Source organism: Sporosarcina newyorkensis (genome assembly GCF_900167515.1).
In the GTDB taxonomy this organism is placed as follows: Bacteria; Bacillota; Bacilli; order Bacillales_A; family Planococcaceae; genus Sporosarcina; species Sporosarcina newyorkensis.
In genome coordinates, this window is the sequence record NZ_FUYJ01000001.1 from 1 (window position 1) to 23402 (window position 23402).

Here is a 23402-nt window from a genome sequence, read left to right on the forward strand (position 1 = left end):
TATTGCTCGTTCTGTAGGAAGCGCTCTAGGCCCTGCGAATAAACACCGGTTGCCTCGAATACGATTTCTGGTAGTTGACCGTCTAGTTTCCTAACCGCACACTAAGTAACCCGAACCTTTTGTGTTTTTTGCGATCGTTCGTCTTTCATTATGAACAAATTAGTTTTGTCCCAGCCCCTTTTTTATTGGTAAAAATATCAGGGGGTAAGTGGCTGGTATGGTATAATTATGGAAAGGTTCGACTTTTGAATTAACTTCTGTCTTTCCTTAGGACTAAAGCAGAGGAGGATGAAAATGGAGGATATAAATTGGTTGAAACAAGCTATCTCTAAATTAGATGAGCAAGAAGCTAAGGCACTATTGCATGTGTTGCTAGTGCGTTCTGAACAGCATGAAGAAAATGAACTGAGCGAAATACTGCAGTCGGTGAAAGAATCATTGCGTCGTCTTTCAAAAAATGATGGGAAAATAGAAGGTCTGGAGACTGTACATATTGTGTTCGGAGATTCTACGGGAGGGAGTTTAAAAGCTTCATTTCGTGAAACTTCATACGAATTAACAGAGGAGATTATCGTATTATCCGACAACTTTTCGGTCGGTCCTATAGAATCCCTTCATACAAGAAAAGGGCTTGAATCTCGTTTTCAATGGTTTAAGGAGAATTATCATCCGTTCTTCGATGATTTTAAACAGTATAAAGCAGGTATGGTAAAAGCGGTTGAGAAAATAAAAGCAATAACACCTGATCAACAGGTCGTTATTTGGACCGGTGAGAACGCTGCAGAGCAAACAGGGTTACGCATCGTACTTTATTTATTGGACAAGAAACCAAATAAAGTCCTAGAGCTCAATACATTTAAAGCTTTCCATGAAAACTTTATGTATTCGCAACTTGAAGAGGAGTTGTTTCCTCGTACATCTGGCGAACTGACTCCCGAGCGACTTCTGCTATTCTATGAACAATTTGAACTTAGACCAATGCGTTTAGCGAAACGGCATGCGCTTTGTGACGAAGGGAAGAACTTATTGCGAATGGAAAGTCTTTTGAGAACATGGGAGCATGGGGAACTGTGGCATTCAAATGTCGATCGAGACGATGATATCATTATTCGTTGTGCAAAGTACCTGCATAAAGAACAAAGTACATATAATTTTATGAAATCAGCTCGCTTGATTGGCGAAGTGATCGGTCATATGCAGCAATATACGGGAGATGAGTGGATAGAATTTCGACTCCGAGCGTTGATTTCCAAAGAAGTTTTTGTATACAGAGGGGATCTTCAGGCAATGCGGCTATATGAAGTAAAATTAAATGAAGAGTTCCTGCGTTGAGTTTCATAAAGTACTGAATTTTTTTAATACGAAATAATTAGGAGGAAATATCATGACAAAACATAAGATTTATACAATGAGTGTTGCAAAGGTCTATCCCCATTATATTGTGAAAGCGGAGAAAAAAAGGCGTACCAAATCAGAAGTCGATGAAATCATTCGTTGGTTGACAGGATACAGTCAAGAAGAGTTTGAAGTACAACTGGAAAACCAGACAGACTTTGAGACCTTCTTCGCGGAAGCTCCTCAATTGAATCCTGCAAGGGCTTTGATCAAAGGAGTAATCTGTGGTATTCGAGTGGAAGAAATTGAAGAACCGATAATGCAGGAAATCCGCTATTTGGATAAGTTAATCGATGAGTTGGCAAAGGGAAAAACGATGGAGAAGATTTTGCGGAAAGGATAATTAAAAGCTAGGGATAGTGATTTTTAATTGAGCTTTCTTTTGTTAGGAATACAGGATCTGTAAAGAAGTAACGTCATATTTTATGAAAATTATTAAAATCGAAAATGACTGAGGTGAAAATTATGGTGTTTAAAAAAGTTTCACTCCATATGATATGGCCAACCTTATTTTTTATCGTACTTGTTTCCAACTTTGCATTATACCGTTCTTCTTTGGGAATCAGCATATTGCCGGCTAATACCAATCCTGTGGTTCTGGGTTCACTAATTGACCTAACCATTGTAGCCCCGATTTTATTTTTAGCTTGGCAACGAAAATTAAGTTGGAAGTCTCTTCTTACCTTGATGGCAGGAGGACTGATCGTCGCACGATTTATGATTCCGATGCAATATCTAGCTCCCTTTAAGACGCTTACACTAGTAGGTTTTGTTATGGAGGGTGCGATCGTTTTACTCGAGGTATTATTGTTGTTCACTCTCTTTAACTATTTACCTGAAATCATCCGCATTGTAAAGAAGAATCCAATTCCGCTTTTATTCTCTTTTTCAAATGCGGTAGAGCAAAAAGTAAGAAAACATCCGATTATACAAGTTATATGTTCCGAAATGCTTATGTTCTATTATGCTTTTAGTCTTTGGAAAAAAGAACCTAAGTATAAAGAAAATACGTTTACTCTCTATAAAAATTCAAGTTTAATAGCATTTCAAGTGATGATGATCCACGCCATCGTGGTGGAAACACTGGGTGTTCATTGGTGGTTGCATGATAAATCTTTGGTTTTATCGCTAATATTGTTAGTTTTAAATATATATTCTGTTGTTTTATTTTTAGGCGATATTCAGGCAATGCGCTTTAATCCCCTGCAAATTGAAAATGATCGTATGTATGTTTCATTGGGATTAATGAAACGTATGGAAATAAGGTGGGAGGACATCGAAGAGGTAATAGAAGATCGTTCTATATTGGAAAAAAAGCTGTCAAAGAACACTATTGATTTTGTGGCCCGCGATTTTGAGAAGACTTATCCAGATGTCATAATAAAATTAAAGCATCCAGGAGAAGCAACTTTGCTAATGGGCATAAAGAAAAAATATGAGCAAGTTGCTATACGAGTGGATGACTCAGTCAAATTTAAAGAAGTATTAAGAACAAAATTATAAGCCAAAAGCATTAATACTGATCTGCCGGCGTTTCCGAGATAATATATTTAACTGAACTTAAAACTATGAACTGTAGATGCGGTAGTAAATCTCCCACAAATGGTCGTGCTTGTTGGACAAAATTATACCTGAAGCGGATCGGAGTACAATGTTAATCTAATCAAGAAAGGATTGATTAACGATGAGTGTTCACCTTTTTAATTTCTTGTTTTATATTTTCCCGACAATCATTTTTGTCATTGCTTTAATTGGGATTGGATGGAGTGTGAGGAAAAGTAAGAGATATTTGATCGGTTATATTCTACTCTTGCTAGGTGCGGGAACCCATTACTATGGGTTACTAATCGTGCGGGCATGGGATGGGATGGCAATATCCCTGTTTTTGGGGGGTGGCTCTATTTTACTTGGTTTGTTAGTTCTTTTTATAACTTTAATTTATACGAAACTGGCAGCTAAACTAGTTTAAAATAAAATCCTCGTTCAACAGTAGTATCTGTGGCAGATCATTGGTCAAATATTTGTGGGTAGTTTCATCCTTTTATTATGTAGTGCAAAATTTATTAGGAAAGGAAACTGCGTAATGAATCTAATCATCGTGTTGTTCAGCTCCATACCTAGCTTGTAAGTAGCTCTATAATCCTTTGAGGCACCTTGCAAGCTTGGGTTGATCAAAGGAGCTGAATATATGTGAAAGACCGGTCAAGAGCGTATACTCGCCACCAACGCGAGCGAATTATTAAAAAGAAAGTATCGATTTTACGGGATATTCTTGGATACGAAGAACGGCATTTGCCCATTCGGGGGACCTTAAGCAAAGGAAAAGTACACTGTTCATGCAAGCTATGTCGATATGAGCAAGTTCATGGTATACCTAAAGCCAAACATCGGGTGATATGGGAGGCGATGGAGAAGGAAATGGACATCTAGTCAATAAAGAACTGCCCGAAAAGTCAGGTAGAACCGACCGTTCGGATAGTTCTTTTTATTATTATCTTAACTTTCAACTCTATGCTGTTCATATCGATGCTGTGCCGTCGCGCGCGTCAGTTCATCTAGCAATTGCGGGTCAATTACTGTCTCATAGGCATTCAGTGTTTGCTGTAGTTGCTCAGGAGTTCGAGCGCCAATTAATGCAGAGGCTACAGCTGACTGCTTCAATGCAAAAGCAATAGCGGCTGCATGCAGATCCGTTGTTTTTTCAGAAAGCGCCTGCACAGTCTTCTGAAGATCCGTTTCTGAATAGGACGCGAAACCATTCATCTTTTCAGCTCGTGCATTGCCTTCATCTGTCAACAAGCCTTTCGCAATTGTACCTCGTGTAATTACGGATGCACCGTGCTGTTCAATCATCGGGAAATATTCTTCAGGTCTACGGTCCAGTAGGCTGTATTGCATCATGACAGAGACTGCACTGCCCTGTGCCAGAAACCGCTGAATGACAGTAGGGCGTATGGAAGAAATGCCGTATTCCCGAATGATCCCTTCTTTTTTCAACACCTTGAACGCTTCAATCGTTTCTTCCACGTTGTCTTCCATCGTGCCTCCATGTAGTTGGTACAAATCAATATAATCGAGTTGTAAACGCTGTAGGCTTTGCTTTACTGCTTTCATGATATGTTGCTTTGATGGATCCCACTTCCAGCCTTCCTCGCCTGCTGTCCATTTATTACCCGCTTTCGTCGCAATAATCAGATCTTTTCGTCTTTCTTTTAAAATAGTTCCTACAAGTTCTTCATTTGTTCCTTTATCATACAGATCTGCCGTATCGAAATAGTTGATGCCATTATCAATGGCAGCATCGAGTACCGATTGAGCCGCTTTCAGGTCAGTAGGTAATGACATACAGCCGAGTCCAAGTTCGGAAACTTGTAAATCACTGGAACCTATTTTTCGCTTCTTCATTTGCATCCCTCCTATACCTTTCATGGTACAATGAATTCGAGATAGAAAACCAATGGAAAGGGTTGAAAGTTTTGAAGTTTGAAGAACGCACCCTATCGACAGAAAAGATCTTTACAGGTAAAGTGATTTCAATGCAAGTGGATGAGGTCGAACTGCCTGACGGAAAAATTGCGAAAAGAGAACTGGTGAAACATCCGGGCGCTGTCGCGATCATCGCAATTACCGCAGAACGTAAACTGGTCTTAGTGGAACAGTTCAGAAAAGCGCTGGAACGAACGATGCTTGAAATCCCGGCAGGAAAAATCGAGCCAGGAGAAAAACCGGAACTGACAGCGATCAGGGAACTGGAAGAAGAAACTGGCTACCGTGCGAATTCATTTAAATATCTCCAAACCTTTTCCACCTCACCGGGCTTCGCGGATGAAATTATTCATTTATACATAGCGGAAGATTTGGAAAAAGTCGATCAACCTGCTGCAGGTGACGAAGATGAATTTATCGATGTACTGGAAGTGACAGTCGAAGAAGCAGAAGAATTGATCGCGAACGAACGAATCTATGATGCTAAAACGGTTGTCGGGGTTTGGTATGTAAAAAGTCTTCAATTTGATTAAAATTGAGCTAATTTAGGACGGACAAGCATATGTTGTAAAAACGATGCGGAGGTGTCCTAATTATGGCTCGATCATTGTCTTTTATTTATTTATTCGTTATACTCGCAATCAGTTATATTGGAGGGGCGTTGTTATTCAGGGAGTGGCCGATCAATGCATTGGAAACAATCGTCGGATTATATGATCAGCGAGTAGTGAAAGGGGCAGAAGCGTCCATCTGGTCTCCTATAATCGTGACGTTTACTTTCATTACGTTGATCATCATTCTGTCTAAATATAAGAGAGTCCGTTTTATCCTTCCGTTGATCGGGGCAACGAAATGCGTACTCTTCGGCCTTTCCTCTACATATTTACTGTCGACTGGCATGAAGCTTGTAATGTATGCCGTTTGGTGGTTCCCGTTTCAATTGGTCGGTTGCTTTCTTTACCTTATCTTATGCACCGTATTGAACCCGCCATTCTTTGTTGCACCGGCACTCAAGAAAGATCGTCCGCTTTCTGCTATTCCGTTGCTGATCGGATTGCTTTTAATCATCCAGCTATTGGAACTATCGATCTTTTATTTTATAAAATAAGCTCTATTAATAACCAGATAGAACTGATCATTTCCTTTCTATTGTCAACTTGAAAGACAGTTTGGTATAATGGAGACAATTTGAGGGGGGCGTCGTATGGAAAGCCGAATCGAACGGATCAAGAAGCAATTGCACGGGGCCAGCTATAAGTTGACGCCTCAGCGTGAAGCGACTGTAGCCGTTCTTCTTGAGAATAAAGAAGACCATTTAAGTGCGGAGGATGTATTCCTCTTAGTAAAAGAGAAAGCTCCAGACATTGGGCTTGCTACTGTTTACCGCACGTTGGAATTACTGACTGAATTAAAAGTTGTCGATAAAATTAATTTTGGCGATGGCGTGGCACGCTATGATTTGCGGGAAGAAGGCGCAGCGCGTTTCCATCACCATTTGATTTGCCTGGAATGTGGCGTCGTTGATGAAATTCAAGAAGACTTACTTGGTGAAGTGGAAAAAGTAGTGGAGAGCCGTTATGGATTTACGGTGAAAGACCACTGGCTGACCTTCCACGGAATTTGCAAACGTTGTAAAGATACAGAAAAGAAGAAAGAGGACGATGGGATGGCATAAGTGCTATCCTTTTTTACTTTTTCATTAGAAAGGGGTCACCTTTTATGAAAGAAGCACGGTTTGCGCTGGAAGACTATGTACACTTTTTGACAGTGGAGCGTCAGCTATCACAGAATACAGTGAAATCCTATCAGCGAGATCTGACTTCCTACATACGCTATCTAGAAAGTTTACAGTTGGAAACGCTTAATTCGATTGAACGTTCCACTGTTTTACAGCATATAAAAAAGCTAAAGGAAAGCGGCAAGTCTTCTCGCACACTTTCACGACATATTTCTTCAATCCGTTCGTTCCATCAATTTTTAGTGAGAGAACAACTCACGACACATGACTGTACCATCCATTTGGAACTTCCGAAAATTGAACAGAAGTTGCCGGATGTCTTGTCCATCCCAGAAATAGAGCAGCTGATGGATGTAGTGGATTGTACTGCACCCCAAGGATTACGAGATTTAGCACTTCTGGAGTTGTTATACGGGACCGGAATGAGGGTAAGTGAATTGATAGCGATTGATTTGGCTGATCTTCATTTGACAATGGGATTTGTCAGGGTCTTTGGTAAGGGAAGCAAAGAACGGATTGTGCCATTGGGACGTTCTGCAATTGATGCTTGTGGCAGTTATTTGAATGACGCGCGCCCGAAGTTTATTGGAGCCGGGCAGGACCCGGATGCTTTATTCGTCAATATGCATGGAAAGCGATTGACAAGACAAGGCTGTTGGAAGATTCTCAAGGATGCGGGGCAGAAAGCGAATATTCAAAAGGTGATTTCTCCGCATTTGTTGCGCCATTCATTCGCCACTCATTTAATCGAAAATGGAGCAGATTTGAGGGCAGTCCAGGAAATGCTTGGTCATGCTGATATTTCTACGACACAGCTTTATACGCATGTCAGCAAAAAGCGTTTGAAGGATGTATACAGCATGTATCATCCAAGAGCGTAATCCACTATATTGGAGGTTTTTTTATGAAAAAATTACGTTATAACCGAGTTCATTTAATCGTACTAGATTCAGTAGGCATTGGGGAAGCACCCGATGCCGAGGCTTTCGGGGATGTTGGAGCCAATACTCTTGGACATATCGGGGAAGAAATGGATGGTTTAAAGATGCCGAATCTGGAGCGGCTGGGACTAGCCAATATTGCGCCTGTCAAAGGATTGGTACCTCAAAAAGATGCATTAGGATATTATACAAAGATGGAAGAGGCATCAGTCGGTAAAGATACGATGACAGGGCATTGGGAAATCATGGGCTTACGCATAGATAAGCCGTTCAAAGTGTATCCGAATGGTTTTCCGCCAGAATTGATCGAGGAGCTGGAATTGAAAACGGGCCGTAAAGTGATCGGTAACAAGCCGGCAAGCGGAACGGAAATCATTGAAGAACTCGGTCAAGAACATATGGAAACGGGTGCAATCATTGTTTACACTTCTGCGGATCCTGTTCTTCAAATTGCTGCCCACGAGGAAATCATTCCAATCGAAGAACAATATCGTATTTGTGAAATTGCCAGAGAATTGACGTTGCGTCCGGAGTATCTGGTTGGACGTATTATTGCGCGTCCATTCGTTGGTGAACCGGGTAATTTTAAACGGACGACAAATCGTCATGATTACGCGCTGAAGCCGTTCGGTAAAACAGTTATGAACGAGTTAAAAGATAAAGGATATGACGTTATCGCAATCGGTAAGATTGCAGATATTTATAATGGAGAAGGCGTGACAGAAGCCATTCGTACAAGCGGGAATATGGATGGAGTGGATAAACTGGTCGATGTGATGCAAAAAGAATTCGAAGGAATCAGCTTTATCAATCTAGTCGATTTCGATGCACTTTATGGCCATCGTCGTGATCCGATCGGTTACGGCAAGGCATTGGAGGAATTCGATGCGCGTATGCCGGAAATTATGGCAGCCCTTCAGCCGGACGATTTATTGATCATTACAGCAGATCACGGTAATGATCCAGTTCATGAAGGTACAGACCATACGAGAGAATATGTACCGTTGCTCGTCTATTCACCTGGCAATAAAGGGGCTGGGGAATTGCCGATACGTAAAACATTCTCTGACGTCGGCGCAACCATAGCTGAGAATTTCCAGGTAGACAAACCTGAATACGGAGAGAGCTTTTTATCTTTATTGAATAGGGAGGACTAATCGGCATGCTGCGCATAGTGGATATCATTGAGAAGAAACGAGACGGGGAAGTACTGACAAAAGAAGAAATCGAATTTTTTGTCACTGGCTATACAAATGGATCAATACCGGATTATCAGGCAAGTGCGTTTTTGATGGCTGTCTTTTTTCAGAAGATGACAACGGAAGAGCAAGGCCATTTAACAATGGCTATGGCAGAGTCAGGCGATCAGATAGATTTGTCAGCCATTGAGGGAGTGAAAGTGGATAAGCATTCCACTGGAGGCGTGGGGGATACGACTACGTTGATTTTAGCTCCGTTAGTCGCCGCTTGTGGTGTGCCGGTTGCCAAAATGAGTGGTCGAGGACTTGGCCACACAGGCGGTACGCTTGATAAGCTCGAAGCAATTGAAGGATTCCATGTGGAAATTTCGACGGAGCAGTTCATTCAGCAAGTGAATGAACTAAAAATCGCCGTGATCGGACAAAGCGGAAACTTGACACCTGCCGATAAGAAGTTATACGCGCTGAGAGACGTCACGGCGACAGTGGACAGTATCCCGCTTATCGCAAGCTCCATTATGAGTAAGAAACTTGCGGCGGGTGCAGATGCGATTGTCTTGGATGTCAAGACGGGCGCCGGCGCGTTCATGAAGACATTGGAAGACTCTCGTCAGTTAGCGGACGCGATGGTGGCAATCGGCAATGAAGTAGGACGTAACACGAGTGCCGTCATCTCGGATATGAGTCAACCGTTAGGGCTCGCTATAGGTAACGCGTTAGAAGTAAAAGAAGCGATTGAGACACTGCAAGGTAAAGGACCAGCCGATTTGACGGAACTTTGCTTAGTTCTTGGCAGTAAAATGTTGCTGGCTGCCGGCAAAGCAGCATCCGATGTAGATGCACGGGCTCAGTTGCAAAGCGTCATTAAAAATGGTGAAGCGTTACGCCTATTCGGCGAATTAATCAAAGCACAAGGCGGTAACGCGGAAGTTATAGCAAATCCTGATCTCCTTCCGCACGCACAGTATCAAATCGAAGTACCTGCTAAACAAAGCGGCTATGTAAGCGAGATCGATGCAGACGAGGTAGGAGTAGCAGCAATGCTGTTAGGAGCCGGTCGCGCCACAAAAGAAGATGTCATCGATTTGTCAGTTGGAATTGTCTTATGCAGAAAAATCGGAGACTACGTCAAAGAAGGCGAACCACTCGCCATTCTTCATTCGAATAAGCAGCAAGTGGACGATTCTATCAAGCTGCTGCAGGACCATATATACATCTCCGCCGAAAAAGCAGAAGCACCATCCTTAATTCATTCTTTATAAATAATAAAGCCATATGTCCAGGTGATTCCGCGAAGAAGGAATCTGCCGGGACATATGGCTTTTTTTGTTGTTTATGTGTAAAACAGTTTTTCAATGTACATACTCTTATTTAGCTTGAGATAGTTTAACCAATTGTAAAGCTAAGTGAACTCCAGTGAACTCTTGGCGGGAGGCAATCCCTCAGCGGCGCAGCGGTATCAATGTGCATCCCAGTGTCCCTTATCTTGGACACATTAAAAGTCGAGCGACGAGACAACAAAAGAGTAATGTCGTTGAATACACTTCGGCGCTAGCGGATGGCTCCCGCGATAAGCCAGTCAGGAAGACCGCCTGTCTGTCTCATCACTCCGCCTACCGCTTGTAAGGCGCCTACGTTCAGTAAGAGGAAGAGATAAGGTAACTTCTCCTTGCAAACTGAATTCAGACTACTAAGCAGACACTGAAGCATTGAAAATTTTAAACGCTACGCACCTTATTTTCACCATACCAGCGCAGCCGCAACTGCGGGGTCAGCCGTAGCCATGAGACAGCTAGCATGCTTTTGCTAGTTGGCTCTTGGCGGGAGGCAATCCCCCAGCCGCGCAGCGGTGTCAATGTGCATCCCAGTGTCCCTTATCTCGGACACATTAAAAAGTCGAGGGACGAGACAACAAAAGAGTAACGTTGTTGAACTTACTTCGGCACAAGCGGTAGGCGCCAACGTTCAGTAAAAAGAAAAAGCAGACGCATGATTTTTGCCGTACCAGCGGCGCCGAGACTACTTTTCAATGTCGTAAGTTAAGAAGTTTTAACGTCTCATGACTAGTTTTGTCAAAAGTAAAGGATTCGGGTTCTAAATGTGGAATGATAGCTTCATGAAGGAGGCGTTTGAACACATGGCAACTATTACCCAACTGGAAAATGGCATTGTTTTGATCACGCTGGCAGGTGAACTCGACAACCATGAAGCCAATCAAATTAGAACTGAAGTATCAACCGCAATATTCACAGGAAAAACACGCGCAATCATTTGGGACCTATACAAGCTAGGCTTTATGGACAGCGCAGGCATTGGCCTCATACTTGGCAGAATGCGTGATCTTGCACCCGTCAACGGAGAAACCTTGATACTTAATCCGTCACCAACAATGGAGAAAATCTTTCAATTTTCAGGCCTGAGCGCTGTGATTAGAAAATGTACAGTCGAAGAAGCAATCGACGAAATCGGAGGGGTTGTACATGAAAAATGAGTTGACCTTATCGTTTCTGGCGATCGAAGAAAATGAAGCACTTGCACGCATGGCGATGACTTGCTTCATCACACCGTTAGATCCGACTTTAGAAGAAATTTCCGAATTTAAGACCATCGTATCTGAAGCTGTCACGAATGCGATTATTCATGGCTATGAATGCGATGGAAAAAGTTTGGTAACCATTCATGCGACGATTGAAGACCGCCTCATCAAAATGACTGTAAAGGATGAAGGAATGGGGATTTTTGACGTAGAGCAGGCGATGGAGCCGATGTTTACGACAAAGCCGCAAATGGAGCGTTCAGGCATGGGCTTTACTATTATGGAAAGTTTCGCTGATTGTATCCGTGTAGATTCTACCCTCGGAGCCGGGACTATCGTGACATTCGAAAAGAACTTTTCGCCGGTCACAGAAGTAAGTAGAATGAGGTGACATATGGAAGCATCTGTTGAGAAGCAACACGCTCTACTGTCCCAAGAGAAGATGAGAGAACTCATCAAAGAATCACAAACGGGTGACAAAGAAGCTAGAAGAATGATGGTAGAAGGCAACACGAGACTTGTGTGGTCTATCGTTCAGCGATTCGCTTCGCGTGGTGCGGATTTAGAAGATTTGTTTCAAATTGGCTGTATTGGCTTGATGAAATCAATAGATAAATTCGATCTTTCGTATGAGGTGAAGTTTTCAACGTATGCAGTTCCGATGATCGTAGGAGAAATTCAACGCTATTTGCGTGATGACGGTATGGTGAAAGTAGGCCGGACTATCCGTGAGCTGAGCTATAAGATTCGACATGCGACGGATGATTTCATTAAGAAAAATGGTCGCTCCCCTTCCATCTCGGAAGTAGCGGAATTACTCGAAGTAACGGTGGAAGATGTTATATTAGCGTCTGATGCGTTGCGTGACCCGGCTTCGTTACATGAGCAGTTATATGAAAGTGATGGAGATAGTCTGACCTTAATGGATCAGCTACGTGACGACCGTTCAGAGCGGGTTTTCGATCATATTCCATTGCGAGACATCATTACTCGTTTGAATAAACGGGACCAAACAATTATTTATATGCGTTACTACTTAGATTACACCCAAAGTGACATCGCTGAACGGATCGGTATCTCACAAGTACAAGTTTCCAGACTGGAAAAGAAAATCTTGGCCCAGATGAAAACTTGGATGGGAGCGAATGCCGAAGAGGCACTCGAGAAGGTGAGGAGAAAATAATTTGACCAAGAATCTATTTAAGTCTATAAGAGAAGGGGAAAGGTGGTTCATCAACCAGTTTGGCGAAGACGAAACATATGACGCTACACGTCGGTTGATTCACCTGTGGGATAAAGAGATACTTCTTCTGTATATGAATGGACTAGTAGATGGCGAGGTCTTAACTACCTTACTGACAGAAATGCAATACCGCAATGAATTATTTAAAGATGCTTCTTCCGACGAAGGAACAGATCGTGCGATGATCGATTATTTTCCATATCATGCGCTTGAGGTAGTCGAGGATGAAGATACGCTGGCAAAGGTTATATTAAGCGGATTAGCCGTTTTCGTCATGAGTGATGGATTCACATTCACTTTAGATGTTCGAAATTATCCAGGAAGACAACCAGAAGAGCCGGACACCGAAAAAGTTATTCGCGGTTCAAGGGACGGTTTCACGGAAAATATTTTGACCAACACGTCGTTAATTCGCAGAAGATTGCGTGCTACAGAGCTTCGTTTTGAAATGCATGAAACATCTGTAAAAGGAAAAACGGATATTGCCATTGCTTTTTTGAAGGGCGCAGCGAATGAAGAGCATTTGGATTTCGTGCGAAAACGGCTGGATGATCTAAAAACTGATGGCCTCACGATGACGGACAAATCATTGGAAGAATTCTTATTCAAACAAGGATTCCATCCAATGCCGTTCGTTCGTTATACCGAGCGGGCAGATATTTGCGCGGCTCATTTACTGGAAGGTCATATCGCGATTATTGTAGATACATCACCTTCCGTCATTCTGGTGCCTGTCACACTTGTTCATCATCTGCAGCACGCGGAAGAGTACAGGCAAGCACCCTTGATCGGAACATTTATTCGCGGAGTGCGTTTTATCGGCACATTTTTCAGCTTAGTGATGCTGCCGTTTTGGTATTTACTCTCTACCAAAATTGAATTCGTTCCGGAAGCCATTAAATATATAGGACCGAATGAATGGGGTGAAGTGCCGTTATTTGTGCAGCTGATCTTGGCGGATGTAGGGATAGAGATTTTACGGATGGCGGCCATCCATACACCGACCCCGCTATCTACTGCGATGGGGTTGGTGGCTGCTATTGTCATCGGACAAGTTGCAATAGACGTGGGACTTTTTTCTTCTGAGGTCGTATTGTATGTCGCTGTCAGTGCAATTTTGACATTCGCGATTCCTTCTTTTGAATTAAGTATAACGACGAAAGTTTTTCGGGTTTTCTTGTTAGTTTCCGTAGCTTTGCTTGGAGCACCTGGATTTTTCCTTGCGTTTGCTTTTATTTATTACTATTTATGTTCTTTGAAACCGATGAATGTGCCGTATTTGTGGCCGTTCACCCCATTCTTCCCAAAAGCCTTGCTTCGTGTATTGATTCGATTCCCGATGACAATCGATGATCCGCGGCCGTTTGTTACAAAATCCCCTAATCGTGACAGGATGTCTTGAATGCTTAGGACCTGTTTGGATCGAACATTGCCTCTTTCCGTATTCTTATGATAAAGTTTATCTAAGAGAATTCGGAAGGGGTATGTAAGATGCATCTTTATGGGACACAAACGGTGGATGAAAAAGGCCATTTAACAATCGGAGGAGTGGAAGTCACCGAGATTGTTTCACAATACGGAACGCCTGTCATGGTATATGACACGGAGTTGTTCAAGGAACGCGCGTCAGGTTTCAAAGAGACATTTGAGAAAAAAGGCATGAAGGCGCAAGTGGCGTATGCGAGTAAAGCTTTTTCTTCCATTGCGATCTATCAATTGGCAGAGCAGCAAGGGCTGTCTCTTGACGTCGTATCGGGTGGAGAATTATATACTGCTGTTGCAGCAGGCTTTCCTCGCGAGCGCATCCACTTCCATGGAAACAATAAAAGCAGAGAAGAGATTACTTATGCATTTGAAGAACAAATCGGCTGTATCGTAATCGATAATTTTTTGGAAATCGACATCATTAAGGAAATCGCTTCTGAGCGCAAGCAGAAAATGAATGTCTTGATTCGCGTTACACCAGGAGTAGAAGCTCATACCCATGATTATATTACGACTGGACAAGAGGATTCGAAGTTTGGTTTTGATTTGAAAAATGGACAAACTGATCAAGCCTTTAACGCGTTGCTCGATCATGAATTCGTTAATTTTCTAGGGATGCATTGCCATATCGGATCACAAATATTCGAAACGGATGCATTTAAATTTGCGGCAGAAGTATTGATGGAGAAAATGATGGAGTGGCGAACAGTTCATCAGTTTATTTGTCCGGTATTGAATTTAGGCGGCGGATTCGGCATTCGTTATACTGAGGAAGACCATCCACTTGAGCCGGCAGTGTATGTGGAAGAAATGGCTGAAGTTGTGAAGTCGATGGCAGGGGAATACGAATATCCGGTTCCTGAAATTTGGATTGAACCTGGCCGGTCTCTTGTCGGCGATGCCGGCACGACGATTTATTCTGCTGGCAGCACGAAAGAAGTGCCTGGTATCCGGACATATGTAGCAGTTGATGGCGGGATGTCTGACAATATTCGCCCGGCATTGTATGATGCGCACTATTCAAGTGCCATCGCCAACCGGATGAATGAGCCGCACGATCAACAGTGGACTGTCGCTGGGAAATGCTGCGAGTCAGGGGACAAATTGATTGAAGAAGCCTTTTTGCCTAGAGTGGAGACTGGTGATCTGCTAGCTGTTTTTTGTACGGGTGCGTATACGTATTCCATGGCCAGCAACTACAATCGTTTGCCTAGGCCAGCTGTTGTATTCGCGGAAAAGGGTCAGCACCAACTAGTGGTGAGACGGGAAACCTATGAAGACATTATTAAATTGGATCTTCCGCTACATCAGCAAGCGAAGGAGATTTCTCAATGAGGAAGAAGAATCTGATCCTTTTCCTAGCGATTCTCGTCATTGGTTTAATTTGGGGAGCTGCCTATTGGTATTTTGTTGTGCCAGTGATTGATCCCCGGTAACTGTAAAGTGATGAGTTGAATATAATGGAATGTTCATGTAAACTGTACAAAGGATTTCTGAAAAGAAGGGGTTACTATTGAAACTTATACGTTTTAAAAAGGCGCATGAGAAAATTGCTATGGGTTTTTTATCGTACATCCCTAGCGAAAAAATGTTGCGTAAACTACAAGAAACCATCCAACTATATCTTTGTGATGAGGATTGGCAGCTATTTCTTTATAAAGAGTCAGAGGATTATATCGGATTGATTGGTGTAGAGGTACATGAACACGATAAAACCTACACCATTCAGCATATTTCGGTCAATCCATCTTTTCGTAGCGAAGGAATTGGCTATGATATGGTAAAAGAACTGGCGCTAATCTATCCCGGCTATCAATGTCAAAGTACTGATTTCACTGAGCAGTTTATAGAAAGATGTAAACGAAAAGAAGAAGGCGCAGATATTTAACTGCTGCCCTTCTTCTTTTCTTCGCGTTGAATGAGAATATCAGACCGATCTCTTTGCATATGTTTATGAATGACAGATGCGCTGTTCTTCGGAAGAAGTGAAATCGTCGGCTTGGCTTTTTCAGACAGTTCCAGAAGTGCTGGTGAAATCGGCAGAAGGAATGGAGTAAAGATTGCATCGCCCTCAAGACGGTCCAAGCTGTCTTTCAAGTGGTCGATCAGTTGATTCACTGCTACCTCTTCTTTGTAGACGCTGTATTCAATCGGCATTTGTTGAAAACGATGAAGTGCTTTTGTCAATGTGCGAGCCGCACCTGTTAAGTTGCCTCTGCGCCAATGATATAATCCAGTAGCCATAAGAATATAGCCGGTCAAGGGATGTTCTTTCGAAAAATCCTCTTGCATTTTCCAATATTCTTCTAGCACTTCGTGGCATTCGAAATAATCTTGATTGTCGTTGAAATACACAATAAAATGTAGAAATAGAGGATGAGAGTAAGGATGCATCCTAAATCATTCCTTTCTGTTAAGGTAGGTAGTTAAAATGAGTTATAGTGTGAAATTAGAAGTTTTTGAAGGGCCGCTAGATTTATTATTGCATTTGATCAATCGATTGGAGATCGACATTTATGATATCCCCATGGCGGAATTGACACACCAGTACATAGAGCATCTATATGCCATGCGCGTTCTCCAATTAGACGAACTAAGTGAGTATCTTGTATTGGCGGCCACTCTCCTGGAAATTAAAAGTAAAATGTTGTTGCCGGTCAATGAAGAGGAAGCATTTGACGATGATTTCGACTATGAGGAAGAGGACCCTCGTGAAGAGCTCATTGCCAGATTGATTGAGTACCGGAAATACAAAGAAGCGGCGAATGTATTGCGAGAATCTGCTGCGGACCGCGATGAGCATTTCACGAAAAAGCCTGAAGATCTATCGGGCTATGGAGAACTGCCAGTTCAGGAATCAGAAGATCCGTTAAACGTCTTTGATTTAATCGGTGCTTTCCAAAAGATGCTTCATAGAAAAAAACTTCGCTTGCCCCTAACAGCGAGTATAACAAAGACAGAGCAATCTGTCGGGGATAAGATGTCTGTCATTATGAGTAAGCTGGAGACTTGTGGCGGTGAATGCGAGTTTCATGCGCTTTTTGAGACCGAAACTACAGCAGAATTGGTGTTGACATTCCTATCACTGCTCGAACTGATGAAACTTCAGGAAGTTACAGTTCGACAAAGCAATAATTTCGAAGAGTTGCTAATCTCATTGATTCAAGGAGATGTATAAATTGGAAATAGAATCACAGCTCTTGAGCATGACGGAGAGTTTTTTATTTGTAGCAGGTGAGGAAGGACTGACTCTTACTCATTTGGCTGCTTTATTGGAACGTAATGAAGATGAGACGCTAAAAATACTGACTGCTTTGCATGAGGACTATGATCAGGACTCGAAGCGAGGCATCACCTTGAAAAGTTATGGCGGCAGCTACCGATTGGTGACGAAAAGTGAATTGGCAGATGAGATCAAGAAGATGTTGGAGAATCCGAAGCCTTCAACATTTACTCAAGCAGCATTGGAAGTTCTTGCGATCATCGCATATAAACAGCCGGTTACAAGGGTTGAAGTAGATGATTTGCGGGGTGTGAAATCTGAACGGGCTCTGCATTCATTGACAGGTAAAGGTTTTGTGGCGGAAGTTGGGCGAATGGAAGGACCGGGAAGACCGATTTTATACGGTACGACGGATTTCTTCCTCGATCGTTTTGGTCTTGCGTCTTTAAAAGAATTACCGCCACTTTCTTTGGAAGAAGAAAAGGAGCAGGAAGATCCAGACTTATTTATGACAAAGTTTCAGGAAGCATTCTCAATTCAAGACGAAGGAGGAATTGACGCTTGAGAAAGTCTTCAGTCATTGTTTTGTTGTTGTTGGGATTCGTGCTATTCGCTTCACCCCAAGCTGCAAGTGCGGCAGGATCAGCTTGGGCAGTGATCGACGCTGAAAACGGCAGACTGCTAAAAGGAGAGAATGAACATCAACCCTTGCCTATTGCGAGTCTAACGAAGATGTGGACGGCCTATACATTTTTGGAGTCGCAATCGGAAAGTCAGGAAACAATCATTTCAAAAGAAGCGGCGTCCGCAGAAGGTTCATCAATCTACTTGGAATATGGCAGCGCTATGCAAACGGACGATTTACTCTATGGACTGATGCTTCGTTCAGGGAACGATGCTGCTCAAGCACTAGCTGAACATGCGGGCGGGTCTGTAGAAGGCTTCGTTCACTTGATGAATGAAAAAGCGCAAAGCCATGGATTAGAACAAACCTATTTTACAAACCCATCCGGCCTACATGATGATCGACATTTATCTTCAGCGTACGATACGGCTAAAATGCTTTATTATGCGATGGAAAACCCGAAATTCCGGAAGATTGCTACTACGACGAATTATCCATTTGAGACGGAACACGGCAAAAACAGCTGGCAGAATAAGCACCGTTTGCTGCTATCCGAACCTACAGCAATTGCTGGCAAAACGGGCTTTACAAAGGTGGCCGGTCGAACATTAGCTACGTATTTCGAAAAAGATGGTAAGTCCGTTATTGTTGTAACGTTAAATAACGGAGACGACTGGAAAGTACACAAACATTTATCGCAACAAGCGTTTTCCGAATATCAAAACCATACCATCGCAAAAAAAGGACGCTATCAAATCTTCCCTCATATGACCGCAAAACTAGATACTCCCATTAAATTACTCGTATCAAAAGAAGAGAAAAAACACCTATCCAACGTTTTACAAATACCCCAAACCGAAGAAACTCAAAAAAAAGGTTTCTGGTCGATTTACTTGGACACAGAACCGATCAAGACAGTAGCGGTCGATATCGAAACGGAAAAGTGAATTGAATACACACAATTTCGAAGATTGTCCTGTCTAGGTCAGTCTTCTTTTCATTTACCGCAAAGTGTGACATAATTTTTTCAGTATCAATTAAAGTAGAATAAGTTAGGTATGTCGTTTTTTACCGACCTTCATACAGAAGTAACAACGCATCATCTACACGCAGAGTTCTATTTAGGTAACATCAAGGAGGAAACCATGGAAAGATTACAAAAAGTATTGGCGCAGGCCGGCATCGCATCTAGAAGAAAGGCAGAAAAACTCATCGTTGACGGCTTGGTCAAAGTAAATGGCAAAGTCGTGACGGAACTTGGAACAAAAGTTAGCAGAATGGACACAATTGCAGTAGAAGGTGTTCAACTGACAAAAGAATCGCCTGTCTACTACTTACTCTATAAACCACGTGGCTATATTTCCACTGTACAAGATGACAAAGGACGCAAAACAGTAATTGACTTAGTACCGGAAGTTAGCGAACGGATTTTCCCTGTCGGCAGACTGGACTATGACACGTCGGGCGTGTTGTTGCTGACAAATGACGGAGATTTCTCTTATTTGATGACACATCCGAAATTTGAGATTCAAAAAAGGTATGTCGCAAAAGTTAAAGGAATCCCTACGCGAGAAAATCTTAAAAAACTAGAGACAGGCATTGAGCTGGAGGATGGTAAAACAGCGCCTGCTCAGGTGAAAATGACAACTGTCGATAAAAAAACCAACTCTGCGATTGTAGAGATCACCATTCATGAAGGACGCAACAGACAAGTCCGCCGAATGTTCGATGCGATTGGCTGCCCTGTGCAGAAGCTAAAGCGTGAGCAGTTCGCCAATTTGACGACACGCGGGCTGAATGCAGGAGAAGCGCGAGAATTGACGACCCATGAAATTAAACAACTGCGTGTTCTTGCGGAAACCGGGAAGATCGGCTAAGAAAGCCTCAAAAGTTCACAAACCTATCACTAGTGCGACGTCAACTGAATTTGCGTTTTGGTATAATAGCGATTGGAACGTATTTACGACGGGAGGTATTATGATTGGCCAAGAAAAATAAAAAACAGATCAGGCTAATTAGCAGGACAGTCCTTCTATTAATTATGGCAGCCATCATTGTATATGCGATTACTTCAAAAGACAGAGTGAAGGTCTTAGCAGAAGGGGACAAGGCTCCTGACTTCGAGCTTGTAGATCTGGAAGGAAATGCACATCGTCTATCGGATTATAAAGGTGAAGGTGTGTTTTTGAATTTCTGGGGAACTTGGTGTCCGCCATGTAAGAAAGAAATGCCTCATATGGAGGATATGTACAAAGATTTTGAAGCAAAAGGTGTACATATACTGACAGTCAACGTAGGAGAGCCGAAAGTAAAGGTAGAACTCTTCCGAGATGACTTGAACCTCTCATTCCCGATGTTATGGGATAAGAATAAAACAGTAATGGATCTTTACAACATCAAACCGCTGCCTACAACCTTCTTGATTAATCCCGAAGGCAAGATTACGAAGATTATTAAGCAAGGGATGAGTGAACAGCAAATAAGGGAGTATTTAGAAAGTATTCAACCAAAGTAAGGAGTTTGTTACTCAATGAGCAATATTAAATGCCGATGCGGTCATGAAAACCCTTATGGTACGGAACTTTGTGAGAAGTGTGGGCGTCCTTTGTCTGAAAAGGCAAAGAAAAGTGACATAGTGGATATGCGATACGAAGGATCTTCCAGAAGATCCCAGACGTATAAAAGCTCGATTGTCGATAAAATATGGAACTTTTTCTCCAGTGTGAAGATTGGTGTCAGTATAATTGTAGCTGTACTGGCTGCTTCAGCGATCGGAACCATTTTTCCGCAGAAATTCTACGTCCCCGCTACAACGGATGCCGAGTATGCGGAATACTACGAACGTCTATATGGTGTGGTAGGAAAGATTTATTATCAGCTCGGCTTTTATGATATGTACAATAGTTGGTGGTTTAAAGTACTGATTGTCATGCTGGCAACTTCAATTATCATTGCGAGTATTGACCGTGTGGTACCTTTATATAAATCACTGAAAAAGCAACGTACACGTCGCCACCCATCCTTCATGAAGCGCCAGCGTATTTATGGAGAAGGGGATGTAGAAAACACGGAAGAGGCTCTTGCCAAGGCAGAAGAGAAGTTGAAAGAACTGCGCTATAACGTGAAAACAGAAAATGGTGCTATTTTAGCAGAAAAACATCGTTTCTCACGTTGGGGCCCTTATGTAAATCATACTGGTTTGATCATTTTCTTTGCGGGAGTTCTATTGAGAGGGATTCCTGGCTTCTACGTCGATGAAGCGATGTGGCTGCGTGAAGGGGAAACGCGTAATATTGTAGGAGCGCCTGGCTATGTACTCGAAAACCGAGGATTCATTTTAGAGAATTATACGAAGGACGAAGCTGAAGAAGTTTTCGGTGAGGCTCTAGATAAAGTGGGCTCGATTGTAAAGACGTATCAGACAGATGTCACCCTTTACAAAGAAAAAGAAGGCGCATTACCGGGGAGTGACGACCTCGAAAAAATGCAGGATTATTCTATTGTAGTCAACAAGCCGTTGAAATTTAATGGCTATAATGTTTTCCAGATGGACTATAAGCTGAATGAATTGAGTACCATGACTTTTCATTTGGTGAACAAATCAACGGAAAAATCATTAGGTGAGTTCACAGTTGATTTGAGTAAGCCTGAAAAAGAGTATGATCTTGGAAATGGTTCGTCCGTTAAGATGATTGGATTCTATCCGGATTATGACGGAGTGAAGGACGGTGAACCTTACTCTAAATCGCCAGTTCCGAATAATCCAGCGTTCATTTTCCAAATGAAGACACCGGATAAGCCGGAAGGTGAAAGAAGTTTCGTTGCGATTCGCCAAACGCTGGAAGTGGAAGAGAACGATTATGCCGTTAAATTTGCTTCTGCTGAAACACGTAACATATCAGGTTTAACGATCCGAAAAGACAAAACGCTCTATATTTTGCTATTGGGTGGTCTGATCTTCATGATTGGTGTCATCCAAGGATCTTATTGGCAACACCGCCGGATTTGGGTCCAAAAAGATGCGGAAGGTCATATATTGGTTGCGGCCCATACGAATAAAAACTGGTTCTCTTTACGAAAAGATCTGGATAAAGTTCGAGAGTCTGCCGTCTTGCCTGCTTATATAGATCGTCAAGATCCTGAATTGGACAAGCAAGAACAGGAAGGGGACGAAAAGTAATGGATTTAGTTGCTGTCAGTAGTAACTTGTTGTTTGTATCATTTGTTTCTTATTTAGTGGCGACATTATTTTTTGGCGGAGCCATCAAAAAATCGAAAACTGAAAAGGCCTACCATAACAGTAAGTGGGGAACGATTGGATTAGTCATTACAATTATTGGATTCCTTGCTCACTTAGGCTATTTCTTTACGAGATGGGCCGCATCAGGCCACGCACCTCTCAGTAATATGTTTGAGTTCACGACTGCATTCGGGATGATGCTCGTAGGGGCATTTATTCTGTTATATATTATATACCGGACACCTTCGCTTGGGTTATTTGCTTTGCCGATTGCGATTATCATTATTTCATACGCAACGATGTTCCCGAGAGAAGTTACTCCGCTAATCCCTGCATTGCAGAGTAAATGGTTATTCATCCATGTAATTACAACGGTTATTGGTGAATCAATACTAGCAATCAGTGCTATAGCAGGCCTTGTGTTTTTAGTGAAAAATATAGATATGACAAAGAAATCTAAACAACGTTTTTGGATTGAAGCTGTTATGTATACATTAATACTTGTACTTGGTTTTGTCGTAACATCCACGACATTCAAGGTAATGAATTATGAAGCAGAATTTACGTATATTGATAAAAATCAGGCACCTGCTGAAATTACGTATCATGTTCCTCCGTTATTCGGAATGAATGAATACGAAGCGATGACGCCCGATGCTATGACTCCTTGGATTGAGATGCCGCCAATTGTAAACGCACAAAAGTTATCCTCTCTTGTCTGGGCCGTTGCGGTAGGTTCTGTGCTTTATCTGTTATTACGTTTAATTGCACGCAAACCAATCGCCGCAGTATTCCAACCGCTTGCAAAGAAAGCGAACTCTCAGCTGATGGACGAGATCGGCTATCGTTCAGTCTTAATCGGTTTCCCTGTCTTCACGCTCGGTGCATTGATTTTCGCAATGATTTGGGCGCATGAAGCATGGTCACGGTTCTGGGGCTGGGACCCGAAAGAAGTTTGGGCGCTCATCACTTGGTTATTCTACGCTGCATTCCTTCACCTGCGTTTGTCTCGCGGTTGGGAAGGAGAAAAATCAGCATGGCTGGCAGTGATCGGTTTCGTGATCATTATGTTCAACTTGATTGCAGTTAACTTGATTATTGCAGGCTTGCATTCATACGCGTAAGCTTAGACTGCATGGCAAAACTTGTCATGCAGTCTTTTTATCTGAATTCAGATGAAAACTCTCACCTCTATTGTTTGTAAGATGTATGTGAATTTATTACTGAGCGGTAGGTATTCAGACGCCTGCTGAGCACAGATATAGCTTCCGGCAGATGTCATGGATTTTTA

At 42.4% G+C, this 23402-nt stretch carries 25 protein-coding genes; 23 read left to right on the forward strand and 2 right to left on the reverse strand.

Annotated elements, in window-relative coordinates; translation table 11 throughout:
• The first annotated feature begins 294 nt into the window (after positions 1-294).
• The 4 genes from B5D59_RS00005 to B5D59_RS00020 all read left to right on the forward strand — a co-directional run bounded on the left by B5D59_RS00005 (position 295) and on the right by B5D59_RS00020 (position 3364).
• Entirely contained in the window at positions 295-1332 is a 1038-nt protein-coding gene (locus B5D59_RS00005) for a DUF1835 domain-containing protein (protein WP_245799408.1), read from the forward strand.
• Between the two features lie 52 nt (positions 1333-1384).
• On the forward strand, positions 1385-1738 hold the full coding sequence (locus tag B5D59_RS00010) for a DUF2200 domain-containing protein (protein ID WP_009497198.1): 354 nt from the start codon (positions 1385-1387) through the stop codon (positions 1736-1738).
• A 122-nt stretch (positions 1739-1860) separates the two neighbouring features.
• Entirely contained in the window at positions 1861-2898 is a 1038-nt protein-coding gene (locus tag B5D59_RS00015; protein ID WP_040758193.1) for a hypothetical protein, read from the forward strand.
• Positions 2899-3079: 181 nt separating this feature from the next.
• Complete coding sequence (locus B5D59_RS00020) at positions 3080-3364, forward strand: hypothetical protein (protein ID WP_009497196.1); 285 nt, start codon at positions 3080-3082, stop codon at positions 3362-3364.
• 527 nt (positions 3365-3891) lie between these two features.
• On the opposite strand, the gene B5D59_RS00030 is transcribed toward B5D59_RS00020, so the two are convergent.
• The gene (locus B5D59_RS00030) at positions 3892-4800 is read right to left on the reverse strand and encodes an aldo/keto reductase (protein ID WP_078816431.1); all 909 of its coding nucleotides are present in this window, start codon (positions 4798-4800) and stop codon (positions 3892-3894) included.
• A 62-nt stretch (positions 4801-4862) separates the two neighbouring features.
• Here B5D59_RS00030 and B5D59_RS00035 point away from each other — a divergent pair, with 62 nt between their 5' ends.
• From B5D59_RS00035 to B5D59_RS00090, 12 genes are all read left to right on the forward strand, one after another.
• A complete protein-coding gene (locus B5D59_RS00035) occupies positions 4863-5414 on the forward strand; it encodes an NUDIX hydrolase (RefSeq protein WP_009497193.1) in 552 nt (183 codons plus the stop codon).
• A 62-nt stretch (positions 5415-5476) separates the two neighbouring features.
• Positions 5477-5989, forward strand: a complete 513-nt coding sequence (locus B5D59_RS00040; RefSeq protein WP_078816433.1) for a hypothetical protein — start codon at positions 5477-5479, stop codon at positions 5987-5989.
• A 96-nt stretch (positions 5990-6085) separates the two neighbouring features.
• The gene (gene fur / locus B5D59_RS00045; protein ID WP_009497191.1) at positions 6086-6556 is read left to right on the forward strand and encodes a ferric iron uptake transcriptional regulator; all 471 of its coding nucleotides are present in this window, start codon (positions 6086-6088) and stop codon (positions 6554-6556) included.
• A gap of 44 nt (positions 6557-6600) precedes the next feature.
• Entirely contained in the window at positions 6601-7500 is a 900-nt protein-coding gene (gene xerD / locus B5D59_RS00050) for a site-specific tyrosine recombinase XerD (RefSeq protein ID WP_078816434.1), read from the forward strand.
• 23 nt (positions 7501-7523) lie between these two features.
• Entirely contained in the window at positions 7524-8717 is a 1194-nt protein-coding gene (deoB, locus tag B5D59_RS00055; RefSeq protein WP_078816435.1) for a phosphopentomutase, read from the forward strand.
• A gap of 8 nt (positions 8718-8725) precedes the next feature.
• Positions 8726-10021 carry a pyrimidine-nucleoside phosphorylase gene (locus B5D59_RS00060; protein ID WP_078816990.1) on the forward strand — a complete coding sequence of 432 codons (1296 nt, stop codon included), beginning with the start codon at positions 8726-8728 and terminating at the stop codon, positions 10019-10021.
• Between the two features lie 875 nt (positions 10022-10896).
• A complete protein-coding gene (locus B5D59_RS00065) occupies positions 10897-11250 on the forward strand; it encodes an STAS domain-containing protein (protein WP_040758189.1) in 354 nt (117 codons plus the stop codon).
• Positions 11240-11686, forward strand: a complete 447-nt coding sequence (spoIIAB, locus tag B5D59_RS00070) for an anti-sigma F factor (RefSeq protein WP_009497185.1) — start codon at positions 11240-11242, stop codon at positions 11684-11686. Before B5D59_RS00065 ends, spoIIAB begins: the two co-directional genes overlap by 11 nt.
• 3 nt (positions 11687-11689) lie before the next feature.
• Positions 11690-12478 (forward strand): SigF/SigG family RNA polymerase sporulation sigma factor, encoded by a 789-nt coding sequence (locus B5D59_RS00075; RefSeq protein ID WP_009497184.1) that lies wholly within the window; start codon positions 11690-11692, stop codon positions 12476-12478.
• Position 12479: 1 nt separating this feature from the next.
• Positions 12480-13940, forward strand: coding sequence for a spore germination protein (locus B5D59_RS00080; protein ID WP_078816436.1), 1461 nt, complete (start codon positions 12480-12482; stop codon positions 13938-13940).
• Between the two features lie 89 nt (positions 13941-14029).
• Entirely contained in the window at positions 14030-15358 is a 1329-nt protein-coding gene (lysA, locus tag B5D59_RS00085; RefSeq protein ID WP_009497182.1) for a diaminopimelate decarboxylase, read from the forward strand.
• A 178-nt stretch (positions 15359-15536) separates the two neighbouring features.
• Positions 15537-15911 carry a GNAT family N-acetyltransferase gene (locus B5D59_RS00090; RefSeq protein ID WP_009497181.1) on the forward strand — a complete coding sequence of 125 codons (375 nt, stop codon included), beginning with the start codon at positions 15537-15539 and terminating at the stop codon, positions 15909-15911.
• Here the strand turns inward: B5D59_RS00090 and B5D59_RS00095 are convergent.
• Positions 15908-16417, reverse strand: a complete 510-nt coding sequence (locus tag B5D59_RS00095; protein ID WP_009497180.1) for a DUF309 domain-containing protein — start codon at positions 16415-16417, stop codon at positions 15908-15910. The genes B5D59_RS00090 and B5D59_RS00095 overlap by 4 nt on opposite strands.
• Positions 16418-16454: 37 nt before the next feature.
• Here B5D59_RS00095 and B5D59_RS00100 point away from each other — a divergent pair, with 37 nt between their 5' ends.
• The 7 genes from B5D59_RS00100 (at position 16455) to ccsB (ending at position 23235) form a co-directional block, all read left to right on the forward strand.
• Positions 16455-17201, forward strand: coding sequence for a segregation/condensation protein A (locus B5D59_RS00100; protein ID WP_078816437.1), 747 nt, complete (start codon positions 16455-16457; stop codon positions 17199-17201).
• Positions 17194-17811 (forward strand): SMC-Scp complex subunit ScpB, encoded by a 618-nt coding sequence (scpB, locus tag B5D59_RS00105; protein WP_078816438.1) that lies wholly within the window; start codon positions 17194-17196, stop codon positions 17809-17811. The genes B5D59_RS00100 and scpB overlap by 8 nt, the downstream gene beginning before the upstream one ends.
• On the forward strand, positions 17808-18818 hold the full coding sequence (locus B5D59_RS00110; protein ID WP_078816439.1) for a D-alanyl-D-alanine carboxypeptidase family protein: 1011 nt from the start codon (positions 17808-17810) through the stop codon (positions 18816-18818). Before scpB ends, B5D59_RS00110 begins: the two co-directional genes overlap by 4 nt.
• A gap of 198 nt (positions 18819-19016) precedes the next feature.
• Positions 19017-19748 carry a pseudouridine synthase gene (locus B5D59_RS00115; RefSeq protein WP_078816440.1) on the forward strand — a complete coding sequence of 244 codons (732 nt, stop codon included), beginning with the start codon at positions 19017-19019 and terminating at the stop codon, positions 19746-19748.
• Positions 19749-19852: 104 nt separating this feature from the next.
• Positions 19853-20386, forward strand: a complete 534-nt coding sequence (resA, locus tag B5D59_RS00120; RefSeq protein ID WP_078816441.1) for a thiol-disulfide oxidoreductase ResA — start codon at positions 19853-19855, stop codon at positions 20384-20386.
• A gap of 15 nt (positions 20387-20401) precedes the next feature.
• Positions 20402-22051, forward strand: a complete 1650-nt coding sequence (gene resB / locus B5D59_RS00125) for a cytochrome c biogenesis protein ResB (RefSeq protein WP_078816442.1) — start codon at positions 20402-20404, stop codon at positions 22049-22051.
• On the forward strand, positions 22051-23235 hold the full coding sequence (gene ccsB, locus B5D59_RS00130) for a c-type cytochrome biogenesis protein CcsB (RefSeq protein WP_078816443.1): 1185 nt from the start codon (positions 22051-22053) through the stop codon (positions 23233-23235). The genes resB and ccsB overlap by 1 nt, the downstream gene beginning before the upstream one ends.
• Positions 23236-23402: the final 167 nt, after the last annotated feature.

Excerpts from the sequence above, each read along its gene's own strand:
- B5D59_RS00005 (WP_245799408.1), top strand. The coding sequence starts at position 295 with ATGGAGGATATAAATTGGTTGAAACAAGCTATCTCTAAATTAGATGAG.
- B5D59_RS00010 (WP_009497198.1), top strand. The coding sequence starts at position 1,385 with ATGACAAAACATAAGATTTATACAATGAGTGTTGCAAAGGTCTATCCC.
- B5D59_RS00015 (WP_040758193.1), top strand. The coding sequence starts at position 1,861 with ATGGTGTTTAAAAAAGTTTCACTCCATATGATATGGCCAACCTTATTT.
- B5D59_RS00020 (WP_009497196.1), top strand. The coding sequence starts at position 3,080 with ATGAGTGTTCACCTTTTTAATTTCTTGTTTTATATTTTCCCGACAATC.
- B5D59_RS00030 (WP_078816431.1), bottom strand. The coding sequence starts at position 4,800 with ATGAAGAAGCGAAAAATAGGTTCCAGTGATTTACAAGTTTCCGAACTT.
- B5D59_RS00040 (WP_078816433.1), top strand. The coding sequence starts at position 5,477 with ATGGCTCGATCATTGTCTTTTATTTATTTATTCGTTATACTCGCAATC.
- fur (WP_009497191.1), top strand. The coding sequence starts at position 6,086 with ATGGAAAGCCGAATCGAACGGATCAAGAAGCAATTGCACGGGGCCAGC.
- xerD (WP_078816434.1), top strand. The coding sequence starts at position 6,601 with ATGAAAGAAGCACGGTTTGCGCTGGAAGACTATGTACACTTTTTGACA.
- deoB (WP_078816435.1), top strand. The coding sequence starts at position 7,524 with ATGAAAAAATTACGTTATAACCGAGTTCATTTAATCGTACTAGATTCA.
- B5D59_RS00065 (WP_040758189.1), top strand. The coding sequence starts at position 10,897 with ATGGCAACTATTACCCAACTGGAAAATGGCATTGTTTTGATCACGCTG.
- spoIIAB (WP_009497185.1), top strand. The coding sequence starts at position 11,240 with ATGAAAAATGAGTTGACCTTATCGTTTCTGGCGATCGAAGAAAATGAA.
- B5D59_RS00075 (WP_009497184.1), top strand. The coding sequence starts at position 11,690 with ATGGAAGCATCTGTTGAGAAGCAACACGCTCTACTGTCCCAAGAGAAG.
- lysA (WP_009497182.1), top strand. The coding sequence starts at position 14,030 with ATGCATCTTTATGGGACACAAACGGTGGATGAAAAAGGCCATTTAACA.
- B5D59_RS00095 (WP_009497180.1), bottom strand. The coding sequence starts at position 16,417 with ATGCATCCTTACTCTCATCCTCTATTTCTACATTTTATTGTGTATTTC.
- B5D59_RS00100 (WP_078816437.1), top strand. The coding sequence starts at position 16,455 with ATGAGTTATAGTGTGAAATTAGAAGTTTTTGAAGGGCCGCTAGATTTA.
- scpB (WP_078816438.1), top strand. The coding sequence starts at position 17,194 with ATGTATAAATTGGAAATAGAATCACAGCTCTTGAGCATGACGGAGAGT.
- B5D59_RS00115 (WP_078816440.1), top strand. The coding sequence starts at position 19,017 with ATGGAAAGATTACAAAAAGTATTGGCGCAGGCCGGCATCGCATCTAGA.
- resB (WP_078816442.1), top strand. The coding sequence starts at position 20,402 with ATGAGCAATATTAAATGCCGATGCGGTCATGAAAACCCTTATGGTACG.
- ccsB (WP_078816443.1), top strand. The coding sequence starts at position 22,051 with ATGGATTTAGTTGCTGTCAGTAGTAACTTGTTGTTTGTATCATTTGTT.